We start from the raw sequence: 15869 nt of genomic DNA on the forward strand, positions 1-15869 counted from the left end.
GGCGGGGGCTCCGGAAGCCCGTGCCGGGGCCGCGGCCTGTGCGCTGCAGTGCGGTTACTGCCGGATCCACTCCGCGCAGGAGTTCAGGTTCCGGTGCACACTCTCGACGGCGGAAGTTTCGTCGTGTGCGGCGATTGCGTCCACAAGTTCGTCATGCCCTTCGTGCGGGAGGCCGCTGAAGCCGCCGCGCTGCTGCTGGCGGAGCAGGCCGGCGTGGAAAACAGCGCCGAAGCTGGCGTACAGCTCGTACAGCAGCGGATTGCCCGATGCCTGCGCAACCAGCAGATGGAAATCCCAGTCCGCCCGGGCCCAGCCTGCGTAGTCGCCGGCCAGCCAGGACTCACGGCGCGCCGTCAGCATTTCACGCATCGCCACGACGTCGCTGCCAGCTGCATGGCGGGCCGCAAGCCGGGCCGCCTGGGTGTCCAGCCCCACCCGGACCTCCAGGATGTGAGCCTGCGAGTGGTCCAGGTACATGCGCTGGGCCGCGCCGGAGATCTCGCTGGTGGCGCGGACGTAGGTGCCGTCCCCGCGCCGGACATCGAGCATGCCGCCGTGGGCCAGGGCCTTGACGGCCTCCCGCAGGGTTCCCCGCGAGACTCCGAGCATGGCCATCAGTTCGGGTTCGGCCGGGATCCGCTGTTGCAGCGGCCATTCGCCGGAGTGGATCAGGCCGCGCAGCTTGGCGGTGACCTCCTCCACTAGCGGCGGCCGATGGGACGGTGTATGGCTCATGACCGTCCCTCGCCGGCATCAGGCCGGGCCGGTGTGCCGGCGGCCCGCAGTTCAGTGTCCTGAAGTTCCTTCCGCTGCGGAACCTTCGGCAGGGTGGTCAGCAGATGCCCGACGGCGATCTGGCCCAAGGCAACGGCCAGCAGCAGGATCAACGGGAGCGTCCAGGCGCCCGTGGCGCTGTGCAGCAAGCCCATGCCGAAGGGGCCGAGCGTCGCCAGCAGGTAGCCGGCCGACTGCGCAACCGTGGACAAGGCGGTGGTTTCGGCAGTGGTGCGGCCGCTGCGGCTGATCATCACCATCACCAGCGGGAAGATGCCGAGCCCGAAGCCAAGCAGTACCGCGGTGACGGGTGCCCAGCTCAGCGGCAGGACGAGCATAGCCAGGACACCCGCGGCCATTGTCACAGTGGCCAGGTAGAAAGCGGTCCGTTGCATCCGCGGGCGTGATCCGATCGCGACGAGCACCATGCCGGCGGGCACCGAGACGAGCTGCATCAGGCCGAACATCAGCCCGCCCTCGGATGCGGAGAGGCCCAGCGTGACCAGCATGTAGGGGAACCAACTCAGCACCGAATAGGCCAGCAGGGCCTGGACAGTGAACCCAAGGGTAATGAGCCTGCCGGTACGGGTCCGTAACAGCGGCCAGGGGGACACCGGGGCGGCCTTGATGCCGGGTGCGTTGCGGTGCGCGTGCAGGGCGATCGGCAGGAAACCCAGGCAGGCGCCCAGGGCCAGGAAGCCGATCGCGCCGACCCCGGCGGAGGGCGAGCCGAGCTGGTGCGCCACGGGAACGATCAGCACGGCAACCGCGGTGGCGCCAGTGGTCATGGTCACCGTATAGAGCGCCGTCATCAGCGATGTCCGGTGCGCGAAGTGGACCCGGATGAAGGAGGGCATCGCCACGTTGCAGATCGCCAGTCCGGACATCCCGACGACGGTGCCTGCCAGCAGCATGCCGGTGGAGGGGATGCCCCGGACCAGCAGGCCGGCAGCGAGCAGCACGAGGGAGAGCAGGATGGCTTTCTCGAGTCCCAGCCGCCGGGTCAGCCAGGACGTGGCGGCGCCGGCAACGGCGAAACAGAGCGTGGGGATCGAGGGAATAATGGCGGCGGTCAGCGGCCCGTAGCCGAGGACCTCCTGCAAGTCATGCAGCAGGGCGGCGGCTCCGGTGATGCCGGCGCGCAGGTTCAGCCCGATCAGCACAATCGCGATGACTCCGGCGATCGCCACGCCGCGCGGTGAGCGCACGACGGCGGGAGGTGCTGTCTCGGGAAGGGCGGAAGACGCCGTGCTGCTAGCCATACCTAAAGGTTAGACGTTTGACGTTTGGACCTAGCTTTTTAGTGGCGAATATCTCGGCCAGCGGCACGGCCCGGACGGGCAGGTCCGCGGCGGACGCAATGGCGGCGGAGTATCCGTCGGGAGCCGGCACGGGCCGGACCAGGAGGCCATCGACCGCTGGATTCGTGGGGCTCTGCGCATTCAGGTGCCCGCGGGGGCCGGCCGGGGCCAGCCGCAGGCCCGCGGGGTCCACGGCCAAGCCAAGGCCCGCCGCTTTCAGCGCGGCTTCCTTCGCCACCCATAGCCGGATGCGCCCGGCGTCGGTCAGCTCTGGGCCATCCGGACCGGGATGTTCCTCCGGCGCGACGGCGAACTCGTCGAAGCCGGCGAACACGCGGGCGGGCACCCTTTCGAGGTCCGCTCCGAGGCTGGCGCCAGCCGGACCGGCAGCAGCCATCACCGTTCCGTGGCTGCGCGACATGCTCAATTCGACGCCCTCGATCGAGGGTTTGCCGTGGGTGGTGCTGCCGCAGCCGGCGCACGTCCGCCGGACGGTCAGCCCGGCAGCGTCTTCGGGTTCGAGCCCCAGCCGCCACGCTGCGAGCAGCCGGAACAGGGCGTGGGACGCCGGGTAGTCCAGCCGGTCCTCGGCGCGGCTGAAACGGAGCGAGGCCTCACGTTCCGGTGCCGAGAGGAACGCGCCCAGGCCGCCGAACAAGCCCGCGAACAGTCCCTGGCCGGCCTCTACCGCGGCATCCCTGACGGCGGGTGACGGGACCACGAGGTAGCCGATCTCGGCGGGCCCGTGCCCGGACGCGATCATCGCTTGCTGATCCGGCGGTACTGGGCGATCGCCAGCGGGGCAAAAACGGCGATGATCCCGATGCTGCAGAGCACGGAGTACAGGACCGCGTTCTCCGCTGGCCAGCCGGTCGGCGTGAGGAATCCAGCCGGTGCCGTGTTGCCGAAGAGCTCCCGGGCGGCAGTGGCGACGGCGGTGACAGGATTCCATTCGGCAATCACCCGCAGCGGGCCCGGAAGGGAGGTCACGGACACAAAGGCGCCTGACACAAAGGTGACCGGGAACAGCCAGACAAGCCCGAGGCTTTGGGCGACTTCAACGCTGCGGGCGGTCAGGGCAATGACTGCCCCGATCCAGGAGACGGCAAAGGCAAACAGCAGCAACAGGGCCAGGGCGGCCAGGGCGGATGCCGGCCCCGTGGAGATCCGCCAGCCGATGGCGAGACCGCAGAGCAGGGTGACGGCGACGGACAGTACGCTCGTGGACAGATCCGAGGAGGTGCGGCCCAGGATTACGGCCACGCGGGACATCGGCAGGGAGCGGAAGCGGTCGATCAGCCCGAGCTGGAGATCCTTGGCCAGGTAGACCGCGGTGAAGGAGGCGTTAAACGTCAGGGTCTGCGCCAGGATGCCGCCGATCAGGTAGCTGCGGTATTGGTCCCCGCCGAGGGTGCCGCCGAAGACGAAGCCCAGCAGCAGGACGAACATCACCGGCTGCACGATTCCCGTGACCAGCGCTCCGGGCGTGCGCACTACGTTGATGAGGTTGCGCCGGGCAATGACGGAGCTGTCGCGGGCGGCTGCGGCGATGGCGCTCATGCTGGCACCTCGACTTTCTCCGGCGTCTGCACGTCCGGCATCCGGTCTTGCGGGGCCGGCGCCGCGGCGTGGCCGGTCAGCTGCAGGAAGACGTCGTCCAGGGTGGGGCGGCGCAGCGATGCTTCCTCTACCGGCAGGGCGCGGGCATCAAGTTCTGAAAGCACCCGGACCAGCAACCGGTGGCCTTCGGGAGCGGCGACGGAAATCCGCAGGTTTTGCGGGTCCAGCTCGGGCCGTGAGCCCGGGCCCGCTGCCTGCTCCAGCACCCCGGCCGCCGCGGCGAGGTCGGCGGCGTTGCGCATCACGACGTCGATCCGTTCGGATCCGGCGCTTTGTTTCAGTTCCGTCGCGGTCCCCTCCGCGATGACGCGGCCGTGGTTAATGACGGCGATGTGGTCTGCGAGCCGATCGGCCTCCTCGAGGTACTGGGTGGTGAGCAGCACGGTGGTGCCGTCCGCCACAAGACCGGACACAACGTCCCAGGTATCGAGGCGGCCCCGCGGGTCAAGTCCGGTGGTGGGCTCGTCCAGTACAACGACCTTGGGCCGGGCGACTATGGCTCCGGCGAGGTCCAGCCGGCGCCGCATGCCGCCGGAAAACGTCCCGGAGCGTTTGCCTGCGACGTCGGTGAGCCGGAAGCTCTCGAGGAGTTCGTGTGCCCTGGCCGTGGCGGTCCGTCGGTTCATCCCGTAGAGCCGGCCCACCATGTGCAGGTTTTCGAAGGCCGTTAGTTTCTCGTCCACGGCGGCATACTGGCCGGACAGGCCCAGGTTCCGCCGCACCAGCTCCGGATGGCTGAGCACCGAGTGGCCGGCGACCCGGGCGTCGCCGCTGTCAGGGGACAACAAGGTGGTGAGCACCTTGACGGTGGTGGTCTTGCCGGAACCGTTTGGTCCCAGCAGTCCCAGCACCGTTCCTTCGCCGGCCCGCAGCGTGAGCCCGTCAAGGGCCTTGAAGCTGCCGAAACTCTTGCTGACGTTCTCGACCCGGATCACTGCGCAGTAGCGAGTTCTGCGACCTTGCGCGGCGCCATATCCGTCCAGGTCCGGGATACGTAGTCGAGGCAGGCCTCCCGGCTGTCCGGGCCAAACATGGTGACCCAGCCCTGCGGCACTGCCGCGAAAGCCGGCCAGAGGGAGTGCTGCTGGTACTCGTTCACGAGTACGGAGAACGTTGCGGACTTGTCATCGAATGGATTCGTCACGTTGACCTTTCCTGTCAGTTCTGGCGTTCGGACAGCCCCCTACTGGAGCTGAGGCATCACTGGTTATTCGGGTCCGCTGCCCAGTTGGATGGCCAGTGCCGGCATAATTGCGCTGAGAGCCCGGTCACTGAGCAGCTGGGAGTGACGCTCGTCCACGGCAACATCGGTAATGGTCCCGCTGATGAACGGCTGCCAGGCACCGGTGCCGGGGGTGCCTTCAGGCACCTCGCGGGTGGCCCGGAGGAACAGCAGGTCGCCGTCGAAAACCTGCGGCTGCTCCTGGCGGATCAGCCGCGCCAGCGGCGGGAAGTTGCCCACCATGGCGTTGACAGAGTCCAACGGGACGCTGCCCAGCGGGTTGTGGTGTTCGCGCAGGATTTCCTGGGCGCGTTGCCCGTCGAGCCCGGCCTTGTCCTGTTCCCCCAGCTCATAGCCTTGCGCTTCGAGGTAGCTGGCCCAGAGCGCTTGGCCTGTACCCACCTTGGTGTTATCCTCCTGGTTGCCGGGGAAGGCATCGAGGATGGCCAGGAAAGCCACCTCCTCGCCGAGTTCCTGCAGCCGGGTGGCCAGCCGGTGGACGAGGTGGCCGCCGAAGGACCACCCCATCAGATGGTAGGGGCCCGCCGGCTGCACGGAGCGGAGCTTGGCGATGTAGTCATCGGCCAGTTCGGTCAGGTTTGCTGCCTCGATCGGGTGGGTGCGGCCCGGTTCCATGCCGGGCATCTGGAGTCCGAACAACGGCCGCTCCGGATCCAGTTTGCCCAGCATGGAGGCATAGCCCCAGCTGATCCCGGATGCCGGGTGCACAGCAAACAGCGGCAGCTTGGTTCCGGTGGTCCGCAGCGGAAGCAGTTGGCGCAGGCTGTCCGCGGCGCTCTCCTGCGCACCTTTGGACGCCTCGCGGAGCAGGCCCTCGACGGTGGGCGCCCGGAACAGCGACTGGACCGTCAACTCCGTCCCCAGTGCAGCGTTGACCTTGGCGATGAGCGGCCGGGCCAGGAACGAGTGGCCGCCGAGCTCGAAGAACGATTCGTCCACGCCGGCCCGGTCCAGGGACAGCACGTCGGCGAAGATCGCCGCGACGGTTTTTTCCCGCGGCGTCCGCGGACCCCGCCCGGCAGTGCGGGCCGTGCTGCCGGGATCCGGCAGCGCGGCCGTGTCCACCTTGCCGTGCGGGGTCAGCGGCACCTCATCGATCACCACAACGGCGGCGGGAACCATGTAGTCCGGCAGCAGGCCCCGTACGTGGTCGCGGACCTCCCCGGACAGGGTTCCGGCATCGGGGCCGTCGGCGGAGTCCGCCGCGTGGCCGGGTGCCGCCGGAACGACGTACCCGATCAGGCGCGTGCCGCCGTCGGTGCCGACGGCACGGACGACGGCGGCGCTGACGCCGGCGGCGCTGCGCAGGGCCTGCTCCACTTCGCCGGGTTCGACCCTGAAGCCGCGGATCTTCAGCTGGTCATCGTTGCGGCCGGCAAATACCAGCCGGCCGTCGGCGTGCCGGAAGACCAGGTCGCCGGTGCGGTACATACGTTCGCCGCCGCCGGTGAAGGGATCCGCAATAAAACGCTCGGCCGTCAGCTCCGGACGGCCGCGGTAGCCGCGGGCCAGTTGGCGGCCGGCGATGTAGAGCTCGCCGGCCGCGCCGGGAAGGGTGTGCTGCAACCGGTCGTCCAGGACGTAAAGCCGGGTGCCCGCGGTGGGGCTGCCCAGCACCGGCTCGCCGGTCCCGCCAACCCGGGCCAGCACGGTATCCACGGTGGCTTCGGTAGGTCCGTAGAGGTTCCAGGCTTGGACGCCGCGGTGTGCGGCAACTGTGTTCCACAGTCCTGCGTCGAAGGCCTCCCCGCCGAGGGCCAGGCTAAAACGTTCCGCCTCGTCGCCGCCGGGGGTGTGCGCCTCGAGCAGCCGGGTGAATTCCGGCTCGGCCAGGAGCTGCCGGAGATAGCCGGGGGTGGTCTCCCACGCGTTGATGCCATGCGCTGCGAAGTAGGCGGCCAGCTGCTGCGCGTCGCGGCGGGTCTCGTCGTCGATCAGGTGCAGCTCGTGGCCCGCCACCATCCACAGGATCGGGTCCCAGGAGGCGTCGAAGCCAACGCCCGTGGTGTGCGCGGCCCGGCGGTGTCCGAGGCCGGACAGCAGGGTCTCGCGGTGCGATCCGAGCAGGGCAGCCAGGGCGCCATGGCTGATCTCGACGCCTTTCGGCCGGCCGGTGGAACCGGATGTGAAGATCACATAGGCCAGCTCGCGCGGCTCCGGAACGGCAAACGCTGCCAGCGCGGCGGCGACGGTGTCCCGGCCGGGTTCCTTCTCCGGTTCCGTCACTGCCGCCAGGTCTTCCAGGACCAGCACCCGGGGCCGGACCGTCAGCCCGGCGAGGATTTGCTCCACCCGGGCGGCCACGCTGCGGCTGGTCAGGATGACCGGCGGGGCAGCGTCCGCGATGATTGCCGAGGCGCGCTCGTCCGGGTATTCGGTGTCGATCGGGTTGTAGACGGCGCCGGCGGCCAGTACACCGAACATGCCCTCAAGCGTTGCCCGTGAGCGGGGGAGCAGCACGGATACAACGTCGCCGCGGCTGACACCTGTCCCGGTGAGTGCGGCCGCGATCCGGGATGCCGAGGCGGCAAGTCCGGCAAAGCTCAGGGTGCCATCGGCCGCGACCACCGCTGCGGCGTCCGGCGTCGCCCGGACCGTGGCGGCGAACGCCGCCAGGATTCCGGGTTCGGGGTCTTCCGCAGACGGATCCGAGCGGGATCCGGCGGTGACCTTCATCAGGGCGCCAGCTTCCGCAGTCCCGATCAGGCCCAGCAGCGAAACCGGGGTGTCCGGGGAAGCTGCGGCGAGCTCCAGGAACCGGCCGAAACTGGCGGCCAGGCGCCGGGCCGTGGCGTCCTCAAACATCGCAGCGTTGTAGTCCAGCGTGCCGGCCAGTCCGCCGTTTCCGCCGTCGGGCCGGAACGTAAAGGAGAGGTCGAATTTCGCCTCGCCCGACCCTGTTTCGGGTTCGGCTTCCACCCGGACTCCGGGCAGTTGCGGAACGGCAGGAGCCCCGGTGTCCACGGTGAGCATGGTCTGGAACAGCGGGTGGCGTCCCAGTTCACGGTCCGGGTTGACGGCCTCGACGAGCCGTTCGAACGGTACGTCGTTATGGTCGAAGGCATCCAGGATGCCTTCCCGCGAGCGGCCGAGCATGGTCCGCAGGCTGGGGTCTCCGGCGGCCTCCACGCGCAGCGGCAGGGTGTTGACGAAGAAGCCGACCAGCTCGCGCAGGGCGGGGTCCGTCCGTCCGGCGGTGGGGGAACCAATCACCAGATCCTCGCCGGCGCCGCTGCGGTGCAGGAAAGCGGCCAAGGCGGCGTGGAGCGCCATAAACAGGCTGGCGTTCGATGCCGAGGCCAGGGCGTTCAGTGCAGTGACGCTGTCCGCACCGAGCAGGAAGCCCAGCTGCCGGCCGGGCTGGCGTGACTCGCGGGGCCTGCGGTGGTCCGCCGGCAGCATCAGCTCTGCGGGGATCCCGGCCAGGGTGCGGCGCCAGTGGTCCAGTTTGGCCGTAAGGGCGCTCCCGTCGAGCTGTTGCCGCTGCCAGTGGGCGTAGTCGGCGTACTGCAGGGGCAGGGGTGCCGGAGCGGCGGCCGGGCCCTGGCCGCGGGCGGCCGTGTAGGCGGCAGAGAGGTCCCGCGCCAGCGGGGCCAGGGACGCCCCGTCGCTTGCGATGTGGTGCATCACAAGGTGCAGGACCCACTCCGGTGAGCCGGCTGAGCGGACGGGGATCAACCTCGCCCGCAGCGGCAGCTCGGAGCGGACATCAAAGCCGTGCTCTGCGTCGTCCCGCAGCAGGGCAGGGACTGCGTCGCGCGCCGCGGGCGGATTGACGGTCAGGTGCATGCCCGCGCCGTGGGTGGCGTCAGAGGGGTCCAGGACCAGCTGCTCCGGAACTCCGCCGGTCTCCGGGTAGATGGTCCGGAGGACGTCGTGGCGCCGGAACAGCGCGCCGACGGCGGCGGCCAGTGCCTGTTCGTCGAGTTCACCGGTCAGACGCACCGCCAGGGAGATGTTGTAGTCGGCCGAGCCCGGATCCAGCTGGTTGAGGAACCACATCCGGGACTGGGCGTACGAGAGCTCCGGCCGGGCATTGCGGGCAGAATCGTTGTTTGCCAGCCATTCCGTGAGGGAGACCGGCTCAGCGGCCGGCTCCCGCTGCCCGGAGCCCGGCGCCGTTGCCGGCGCCGCCGCGGAAGCTTCGGTCCCCGGGGTACCGGTCTGCCGGTGCACTGCCGAGAGCAGCCCGGCCGGTGTGGGCTCGTTGAAGAGCATACGCAGCGGAAGTTCGGTGCCAAAGGCGTCGCGGATTCCGCCCATCATCGAGACGGCGAGCAGGGAGTGTCCGCCCAGGACGAAGAAGTCATCGCCCATCGAGACCTCAGCAACGCCCAAGACATCGGCGAAGATCCCGCACATGGTGCGTTCGTCAGCGGTCTCGGGAGCGGCCCCGGAGCCCGCGCCGGTGCCCGCGGAGGGAGCCGGCAGGGCTTTGCGGTCCAGCTTGCCGTGCGGCGTCAGGGGAATCGCGGACAACTGCATAAAGACGGACGGCACCATGTAGTCGGGCAGCTTGCCGGCGGCCAGCTCGCGCAGATCCTCGGCTCCGGCGCTCCCCGTGTAGTAGGCCACCACACGGTGGGCCGGCTCGCCGTCGGCCACGGCTACCGCGCGGTCAAGCTGCGGGTGGGAGGCCAGCGCGGCCTCAATTTCGCCGAGTTCGATCCGGAAACCGCGGACCTTGACCTGTTCGTCCGTGCGGGAGAGGAACTCCAGGGAGCCATCCGGTGCCCGGCGGACCAGGTCGCCGGTGCGGTACATCCGGCTGCCGTCGGCGGCGAAGGGGTTGGCCACAAAACGGCAGGCCGTCTCGGCGGGGCGCCGGTCGTAGCCGCGTGCCATGCCGGGACCGGCAAGGTACAGCTCGCCCGGCACGCCTGCCGGAGCCAGCGCCAGGTACGGGTCCAGGACAAAGGTGTCCGTATTGGCGATGCCACGGCCGATGGACGGTGAGCCGCCGCTGATCTCAGCGGTCACCGAGTCCACAGTGAACTCAGTGGGACCGTAGAAGTTATGGGCCGCGACCTCGGGAGTCGAGGCCAGCTGCGTCCACAGCTCGGCCGTCACAGCCTCGCCGCCAAGGGCGAGGAGCAGCGGCTGGTCCCGGGCCGGGTCGAGCAGGCCGCTGTGCAGAAGCTGGCCGGCGTAGGACGGCGTCGTTTCCAGCACGTCGATGCCGTGGCTGCGGCAGTAGCCAGCGAGTGATTCGGCGTCGCTGCGGACCTCGTCAGCCACGATGTGGAGCTCCGCGCCGGCGATCAGCCACAGCATCGGGTCCCAGGCGGCGTCGAAGCCAAGCCCGGCGATATGGGCCACGGACACGGTACCGTCCGGACCGGCGGCCTGGAAGCGCGGTACGTACAGTGTGCGGTGGTGGTGCCGGTACAGGTTGGCCAGTGCGCCGTGCGGCACGGCGACGCCCTTGGGTCGCCCGGTGGAACCGGAGGTGTAGAGCACGTAGGCGAGGTCGCCGGCGGCCGGGCGGCGCTGTGCCAGGTCCGCGTCGGTGACCTCGGCACCCGCCGCCAGCAGCGTGCCGACGTCGAGGTGCCGCGGGCCGTCGGTGCCGCGGTCCGCCGCGGACGGTGCGGCGGAGATGACGACGGCGGGAGCGCCGTCTTCAAGGATCACCCGGATCCGCTCCTGCGGGTAGGAAAGGTCCACGGGGATGTAGACGGCGCCGGCGGCCAGTACCGCGAGGGCCGCAGTCACAACGTCGGCAGTGCGCGGCAGGGCAACGGCGACCCGGTCGCCAGGGCCCACACCGGAGGCCATCAGTCCGGCGGCGAGGGCCCGGACCCGGGCATCGAGCCGGGCGAAACTCATGGCCCCGGTGGCGTCCACGAGTGCCGGCGCGTTCGGAGTCCGTGCCATCGTGGCGCGGAGGGCATCCACGACGGTTTCCGGGCCGAAGTCGCCGGACCCGGGTGCCCCTGCACTCAGGCTGTGTGCCAGGGCGAGCTGGTGCTGCTCGGGGGACTGGATCCGCAGCCGGTCCAGCGTGATCCCGGGATCTGCGGCGAACTGCTCGATCACTGCTACGTACCCTGCCACGAGCTGCTCGACGGTGGACCGGGCGAACAACGCGGGGTTGTAGGCGAGTGAGCCGCGGATGCCGGTGGCCGCGGGCCCGTCCTCATCGGTGGCAGCTTCCACCAGGTCCAGCAGCAGGTCGAATTTAGCCCCGCCCGGTTCCTGGCTCAGGTCCGCGGTGGCATCGAGCCCGTTCATGTTCAGCCCGGCAGCCGCAGTGTTCTGCAGCGTGAGCATCACCTGGAACAGGGGGTGGCGGTGCTGGGACCGGGCCGGGTTGAGCTCCTCGACCACACGCTCAAAGGGCGCGTCCTGGTTGGCGTAGGCGTGCAGGTTTGTGTACCTGACACTTTCCACGAGCTCCGCCGCGGTGGGATTTCCGGAGGTGTTGGTCCGCAGCACCAGGGTGTTGACGAAGAAGCCCACCAGCTCGTTGAGCTGGGTGTCCGTGCGGCCGGCCACGGGGGTGCCGAGCGGGATGTCCTCTCCCGCGCCGGACTTGGTGAGCAGGGCCGCGAGCGCGGCCTGCAGCACCATAAAGAGGCTGGCGTTGTGTTCGCGTGCCAGCGCGTTTAGCCGGGCGCTGGTTTCCGGACGGATGGTCAGGGGAACTGACGACGCCGGTCCGGCGGCGCTGTGCGCGCCCCGGATGAAGTCGAACGGCAGCCGGAGTTCCTCCGGAGCGCCGCGCAGTTCGCGGGTCCAGAACTCCAGCTGGCGGGAGATGGCACTCGTCGGGTCAGCTTCGCTGCCCAGTTCGCCGCGCTGCCACAGCGTGTAGTCGGCGTATTGCACCGGCAGCGGCGCCAGTGCGGTGTCCGCGCCCGAGGCGAGGGCGTTGTAGGCGAGCGAGAGATCCTGCGCGAGCGGTGCCAGGGACCAGCCGTCTGCGGCAATGTGATGCAGTGTGATGGCCAATACGTGGTGCTCCGGCGCCAGCTGGAACAGCACGGCGCGCAGCGGCAGTTCGCGTGTGACGTCGAAGCCGCGGCGGGTTTCCGCTGCGAGGGCGCCCGGCAGTCCTTCGGCGCTGCACTGGACAGCCAGCAGTTCCACCGGCCGCTCGCCGTCGGGCAGGATCTGCTGGGCGGGTTCACCGTCGATCAGCGGAAAAACCGTCCGCAGTGTTTCGTGGCGTCCGGCCAGCCTGTTGATCGCAGCATAAAGCGCCGGGACGTCCAGGGTGCCTTTGAGGTCCAGCACCACAGGGATGTTGTAGGCGCCGGACTCCGGATCGAAGCGGTTCAGGAACCACAGCCTGCGCTGGGCGAAGGACAGCGGCACAACGGCCGGGCGGTCGGCGGGCTTGAGCGGGTGGGCGTTGTTGGCTCCCAACTCAAGGGTGCCGGCGAGGGCAGCCACGGTGGCCTGTTCAAAAACCGTGCGCAGCGCCGGTGCGACCCCGGTCCGGTCCCGCAGCAGTGCCACGAGCCGGGTCGCCAGCAGCGAGTGGCCGCCGAGTTCAAAAAAGTCGTCGTCCACGCCGACGGCGTCGAGGCCCAGGACCTCCTTAAAGGCATCGGCTACGATCCGTTCCCGCTCATTGCGTGGCGTCGAGACGGCGGTTTCCTGCTGCGGAGCAGGAAGGGCCCGGGAGTCCAGTTTGCCGTTGGCGGTCAGCGGGATGTCGGGGATCTGCTGCACGGCGGTGGGCACCATATAATCCGGCAGCTGCCGGCGGACTGCGTGCCGGAGTCCGGCCGTGTCCAGTGTGGTTCCGTCCGGTCCGGCCGCGGTGACATAGCCGAGCAGCTGGTCGTAGCCGGCGCGGTTCTTCGTGACGGCGACGGCGGCGTGTTCCACCCCGTCGAGGCCGCGGAGCGCTTCCTCGATTTCGGCGAGCTCGATCCGGAAACCGCGGATCTTGACCTGGGCGTCCATCCGGCCGCGGAATTCCAGGGTGCCGTCCGGCAGGCGCCGGACGACGTCGCCGGTCCGGTACATCCGGGAGCCGTCCGGAACGAACGGGTCGGCGACGAAGCGTTCGGCGCTGAGCCCGGGCTGGTCAAGGTAGCCGCGGGCCAGGTTGATGCCGGCGACGTAGAGCTCACCGATGGCGTTGACGGGAACCGGGTTCAGGCCGGAGTCCAGGATGTAGTGCCGGCTGTTGGCTACGGAGTCACCGAGGGTCGGTTCCGTGCCGGGGGACATCACGGCGGTGAGGGAATCGACAGTCGTCTCCGTGGGGCCGTAGAAGTTGTAGGCCACGAGCCCTTCCTTCTCGGCGAGGGCGCTCCACAGCGGCGGGTCGACGGCTTCGCCGCCCAGGGCCACCACGGATGGGTGGGCGGCCTGGTCGAACAAGCCCCCGGCCAGCAGCACCTTGGCGAAGGACGGGGTGGTTTCGATCGAGTCGATGCCGGTGCCGGCCAGGTAGCTGCTGAGGGCTTCCGGGTCCCGGCGGGTCTGGTTGTCCACCAGATGCAGTTCATGTCCGGCGATGAGCCAGAGGATGGGGTCCCAGGAGGCGTCAAAGGACAACCCTGCGGTGTGCGCGACCCGCAACTTCCGCCCCAGCCGCTCTTCTGCGGGGGCGAAGATGCTCTCCCGGTGCGAGGTGTAAAGGTTCAGCAGGGCCAGATGCTCGACGCCGACGCCTTTGGGCCGGCCGGTGGAACCGGAGGTAAAGATGACGTACGCGAGATCCTGCTGGCCGGCCGGGCACGGAAGCGGTGATGCGTCCTTGCCGTCCAGGCAGGACACCATCAGGGCGGCATCGAGCACAGTGACGGGTACATCCGTGGCGAGGTCGGCATGCTCGGACGCGTCGCCGGTGAAGGCTCCGGACGTCAGCAGCCGGACCGGCGCGGCATCTTCGAGCATGCCCTCGACCCGGCCCGCCGGGTAGTCCGGGTCCAGCGGCAGGTATGCGGCGCCGGATTTCAGGATCGCCAGGATTGCGACGGGCAGCAGGACGCTGCGGCCCAGCCGGACGGCAACGGTCTGCCCGGGGCCCGCCCCGTGGCTGCTGAGGAACCTGGCCAGCTGGTTCGACCGCGATTCGAGCTCGCCGAAGGTCAGTTCGCCGTCGGGCGCCACGACGGCGGTCCGGGGGCCGGACTCGCGGGCGTTGAGCCGGAACTCCTCCACTATGGTGTGCCCGGGAAGGTCCGCGTCCCCGGCCTCCCCGGCCGCCAGCAGCGAAAGTTCTTCGGCTGCGGTGGTCACCGACAGTGAGGCCAGAAGCGACTCGGGCTCGGTAGCTACGGCGTCGAGGAGCCGGACGAAGCGCTCCAGATGCTCCTGCAGTTCCGATGTGCTGTAGAGCGCCGCGTTGGCTTCGAACTGGACGGTGGGCGCCGCTTTGCCGCGGGAACCGCCCTCGGGCGCCGAACCGCCGGCCAGGCCGTGGATGATGATGGAGAGGTCATCGATGGGGCCGGTGGAGAGAATGTTCATGGTGCCGCGGGCCGGGCCAAAACTGATGTTTTCCAGGACGGGCAGGATATTCACCGAGGGGCCGCGGTAGCCGCTCTGGGCATTCAGGTCCTCGAAGCGGGCGCGCTGGTGGATGAGGGCGCCGCGCAGGGTGGCGCCCATGGCGCTGACGGTATCCCGCACTGTCGCGCCGGGTTCGACGCCGATCCGGATCGGCAGGATGTTGGAGAGCATGGACGGCGTGGATTTCGCCAGTTGGCCGCGGCGCGCGGTCACCGGCAGTGCCACGGAGACCTCGCGTTCGCCGGTGATCCGGTGCAGGTAAAGGGCTGCCGTTGTGAGGATCTGGGCAGGTGCGGATCCGGTGGCTGAGGCCAGCGCGGCGACGGCCGTGGGCGGCAGCGTCCTGGTGGCGCGGACCAGCGAACTGGCCGTACCCGTCGGCCGGCCGGCGAGTCCTGTTGCGGCCGAAGCGCCCTGCAGCTGGTCTTTCCAAAAGCTGCGGTCAGCGTCGGCGGTCGCTGATTCTGCGTAGTCGCTCTCGGCGGCCAGCAGCTCGGGCAAGGCGCCGAAGGCCCGCGGCCGGTCACGCCCGGCGCCATTGCCGTCGGAGCCCCCCAGCAGGCCCTGATAAAGCTCTGCCACGCGCTTGAGCACCAGCACGGCCGAGTAGCCGTCCAGCATCAGGTGGTGCACGCGCTGGTAGAAGAAGTGCCGCTGGTCGGAAATCCTGATCAGTTCGGTGTGCAGCAGCTCATCGGTGATGACATCGCGGGGGAAGCCCAGGTCCGAGTCCATCAGCATCCGGGCTTGGGCCTCGGGGTCGTTGGCGCCGCTAAGATCCGTGACGTCCAGTCCGGCCGGGTTGGACCGCGGCAGCTGGAACGGACCTGCATGGTCCTCGCCGAAGGCCACATTGAGGGCATCGGTTTCCGCCACGGCCCGGGCCAGCGCCTCGGCCAGCACCGGCACCTCAAGCGTTCCCTCAATCTCGACGAACTGCCCGATCTGGTACATCGGATTCTCCGGCGCCAGCCGCTGCGCGTACCAGATGCCCCGCTGCGCGGGACTCAGATCCAGCCGGCCGCCGGAGGTGTTGGGCTGGGCGTTCAGAGGATTCGGGGACATGTTCCTTCTCGGTATCTTTCGAGGTGGGCGCGTTCAGGGCACAGCGAAGCGGCCCGCGCCGCGGGCTCAGACGGGATGACCCCGCCAGGGCGGCCGGACGGCCGGACTGACGGGGTCAGGGGAGGTTTACTGGAACTGGCCGAACTGGAAAGGTCCGATCACACCGGTGTCCACCAGGGGGCCGTCCACCAGGGGGCCGTTGATAAGCCCGCCTTCAAACAACGGACCGAAGGTGAAGTGGTTGTTCGATGCCGGGCTGCTGCTCACGGCCGTGGTGTCAGGGGCGGTGGCGGCCTGGGCCGGCATTGACGTGACGGCGAAGGCGGAGAATGCCAGTGCTGATCCTGCGGCGATCCGGGTAGCGGTCTTGAGGGTCTTATTCACGTTCA

General features: G+C 69.4%; 8 protein-coding genes. All 8 read right to left on the bottom strand.

All coding sequences use genetic code 11. The annotated features are described in order from the left end of the window. Positions 1–54: 54 nt before the first annotated feature. The 8 genes from QMG72_RS08040 to QMG72_RS08075 all read right to left on the bottom strand — a co-directional run bounded on the left by QMG72_RS08040 (position 55) and on the right by QMG72_RS08075 (position 15864). On the bottom strand, positions 55–735 hold the full coding sequence (locus QMG72_RS08040) for a FadR/GntR family transcriptional regulator (RefSeq protein ID WP_283480237.1): 681 nt from the start codon (positions 733–735) through the stop codon (positions 55–57). Continuing rightward, on the bottom strand, positions 732–2036 hold the full coding sequence (locus QMG72_RS08045) for an MFS transporter (RefSeq protein WP_226775688.1): 1305 nt from the start codon (positions 2034–2036) through the stop codon (positions 732–734). The genes QMG72_RS08040 and QMG72_RS08045 overlap by 4 nt, the downstream gene beginning before the upstream one ends. Then, positions 2029–2838, bottom strand: a complete 810-nt coding sequence (locus QMG72_RS08050; RefSeq protein ID WP_282358557.1) for a 4'-phosphopantetheinyl transferase family protein — start codon at positions 2836–2838, stop codon at positions 2029–2031. The genes QMG72_RS08045 and QMG72_RS08050 overlap by 8 nt, the downstream gene beginning before the upstream one ends. Then, a complete protein-coding gene (locus QMG72_RS08055; RefSeq protein ID WP_226775686.1) occupies positions 2835–3635 on the bottom strand; it encodes an ABC transporter permease in 801 nt (266 codons plus the stop codon). Before QMG72_RS08055 ends, QMG72_RS08050 begins: the two co-directional genes overlap by 4 nt. Then, positions 3632–4630: an ATP-binding cassette domain-containing protein gene (locus tag QMG72_RS08060; RefSeq protein ID WP_283480238.1), complete on the bottom strand. Its 999-nt coding sequence runs from the start codon at positions 4628–4630 to the stop codon at positions 3632–3634. The genes QMG72_RS08055 and QMG72_RS08060 overlap by 4 nt, the downstream gene beginning before the upstream one ends. Continuing rightward, positions 4627–4839: an MbtH family protein gene (locus tag QMG72_RS08065; protein ID WP_226759692.1), complete on the bottom strand. Its 213-nt coding sequence runs from the start codon at positions 4837–4839 to the stop codon at positions 4627–4629. The genes QMG72_RS08060 and QMG72_RS08065 overlap by 4 nt, the downstream gene beginning before the upstream one ends. A 63-nt stretch (positions 4840–4902) precedes the next feature. Beyond that, on the bottom strand, positions 4903–15480 hold the full coding sequence (locus tag QMG72_RS08070; protein ID WP_283480239.1) for a non-ribosomal peptide synthetase: 10578 nt from the start codon (positions 15478–15480) through the stop codon (positions 4903–4905). 126 nt (positions 15481–15606) lie between these two features. Continuing rightward, positions 15607–15864 carry a hypothetical protein gene (locus tag QMG72_RS08075; protein WP_226775683.1) on the bottom strand — a complete coding sequence of 86 codons (258 nt, stop codon included), beginning with the start codon at positions 15862–15864 and terminating at the stop codon, positions 15607–15609. Positions 15865–15869 lie beyond the last annotated feature (5 nt).

The organism is Pseudarthrobacter sp. PH31-O2 (genome assembly GCF_030063265.1).
GTDB lineage: Bacteria > Actinomycetota > Actinomycetes > Actinomycetales > Micrococcaceae > Arthrobacter.

What these genes read in the sequence shown, in the direction of transcription:
- QMG72_RS08050 (WP_282358557.1), bottom strand. Translation starts at nt 2,838, where the DNA reads ATGATCGCGTCCGGGCACGGGCCCGCCGAGATCGGCTACCTCGTGGTC.
- QMG72_RS08040 (WP_283480237.1), bottom strand. Translation starts at nt 735, where the DNA reads ATGAGCCATACACCGTCCCATCGGCCGCCGCTAGTGGAGGAGGTCACC.
- QMG72_RS08045 (WP_226775688.1), bottom strand. Translation starts at nt 2,036, where the DNA reads ATGGCTAGCAGCACGGCGTCTTCCGCCCTTCCCGAGACAGCACCTCCC.
- QMG72_RS08055 (WP_226775686.1), bottom strand. Translation starts at nt 3,635, where the DNA reads ATGAGCGCCATCGCCGCAGCCGCCCGCGACAGCTCCGTCATTGCCCGG.
- QMG72_RS08070 (WP_283480239.1), bottom strand. Translation starts at nt 15,480, where the DNA reads ATGTCCCCGAATCCTCTGAACGCCCAGCCCAACACCTCCGGCGGCCGG.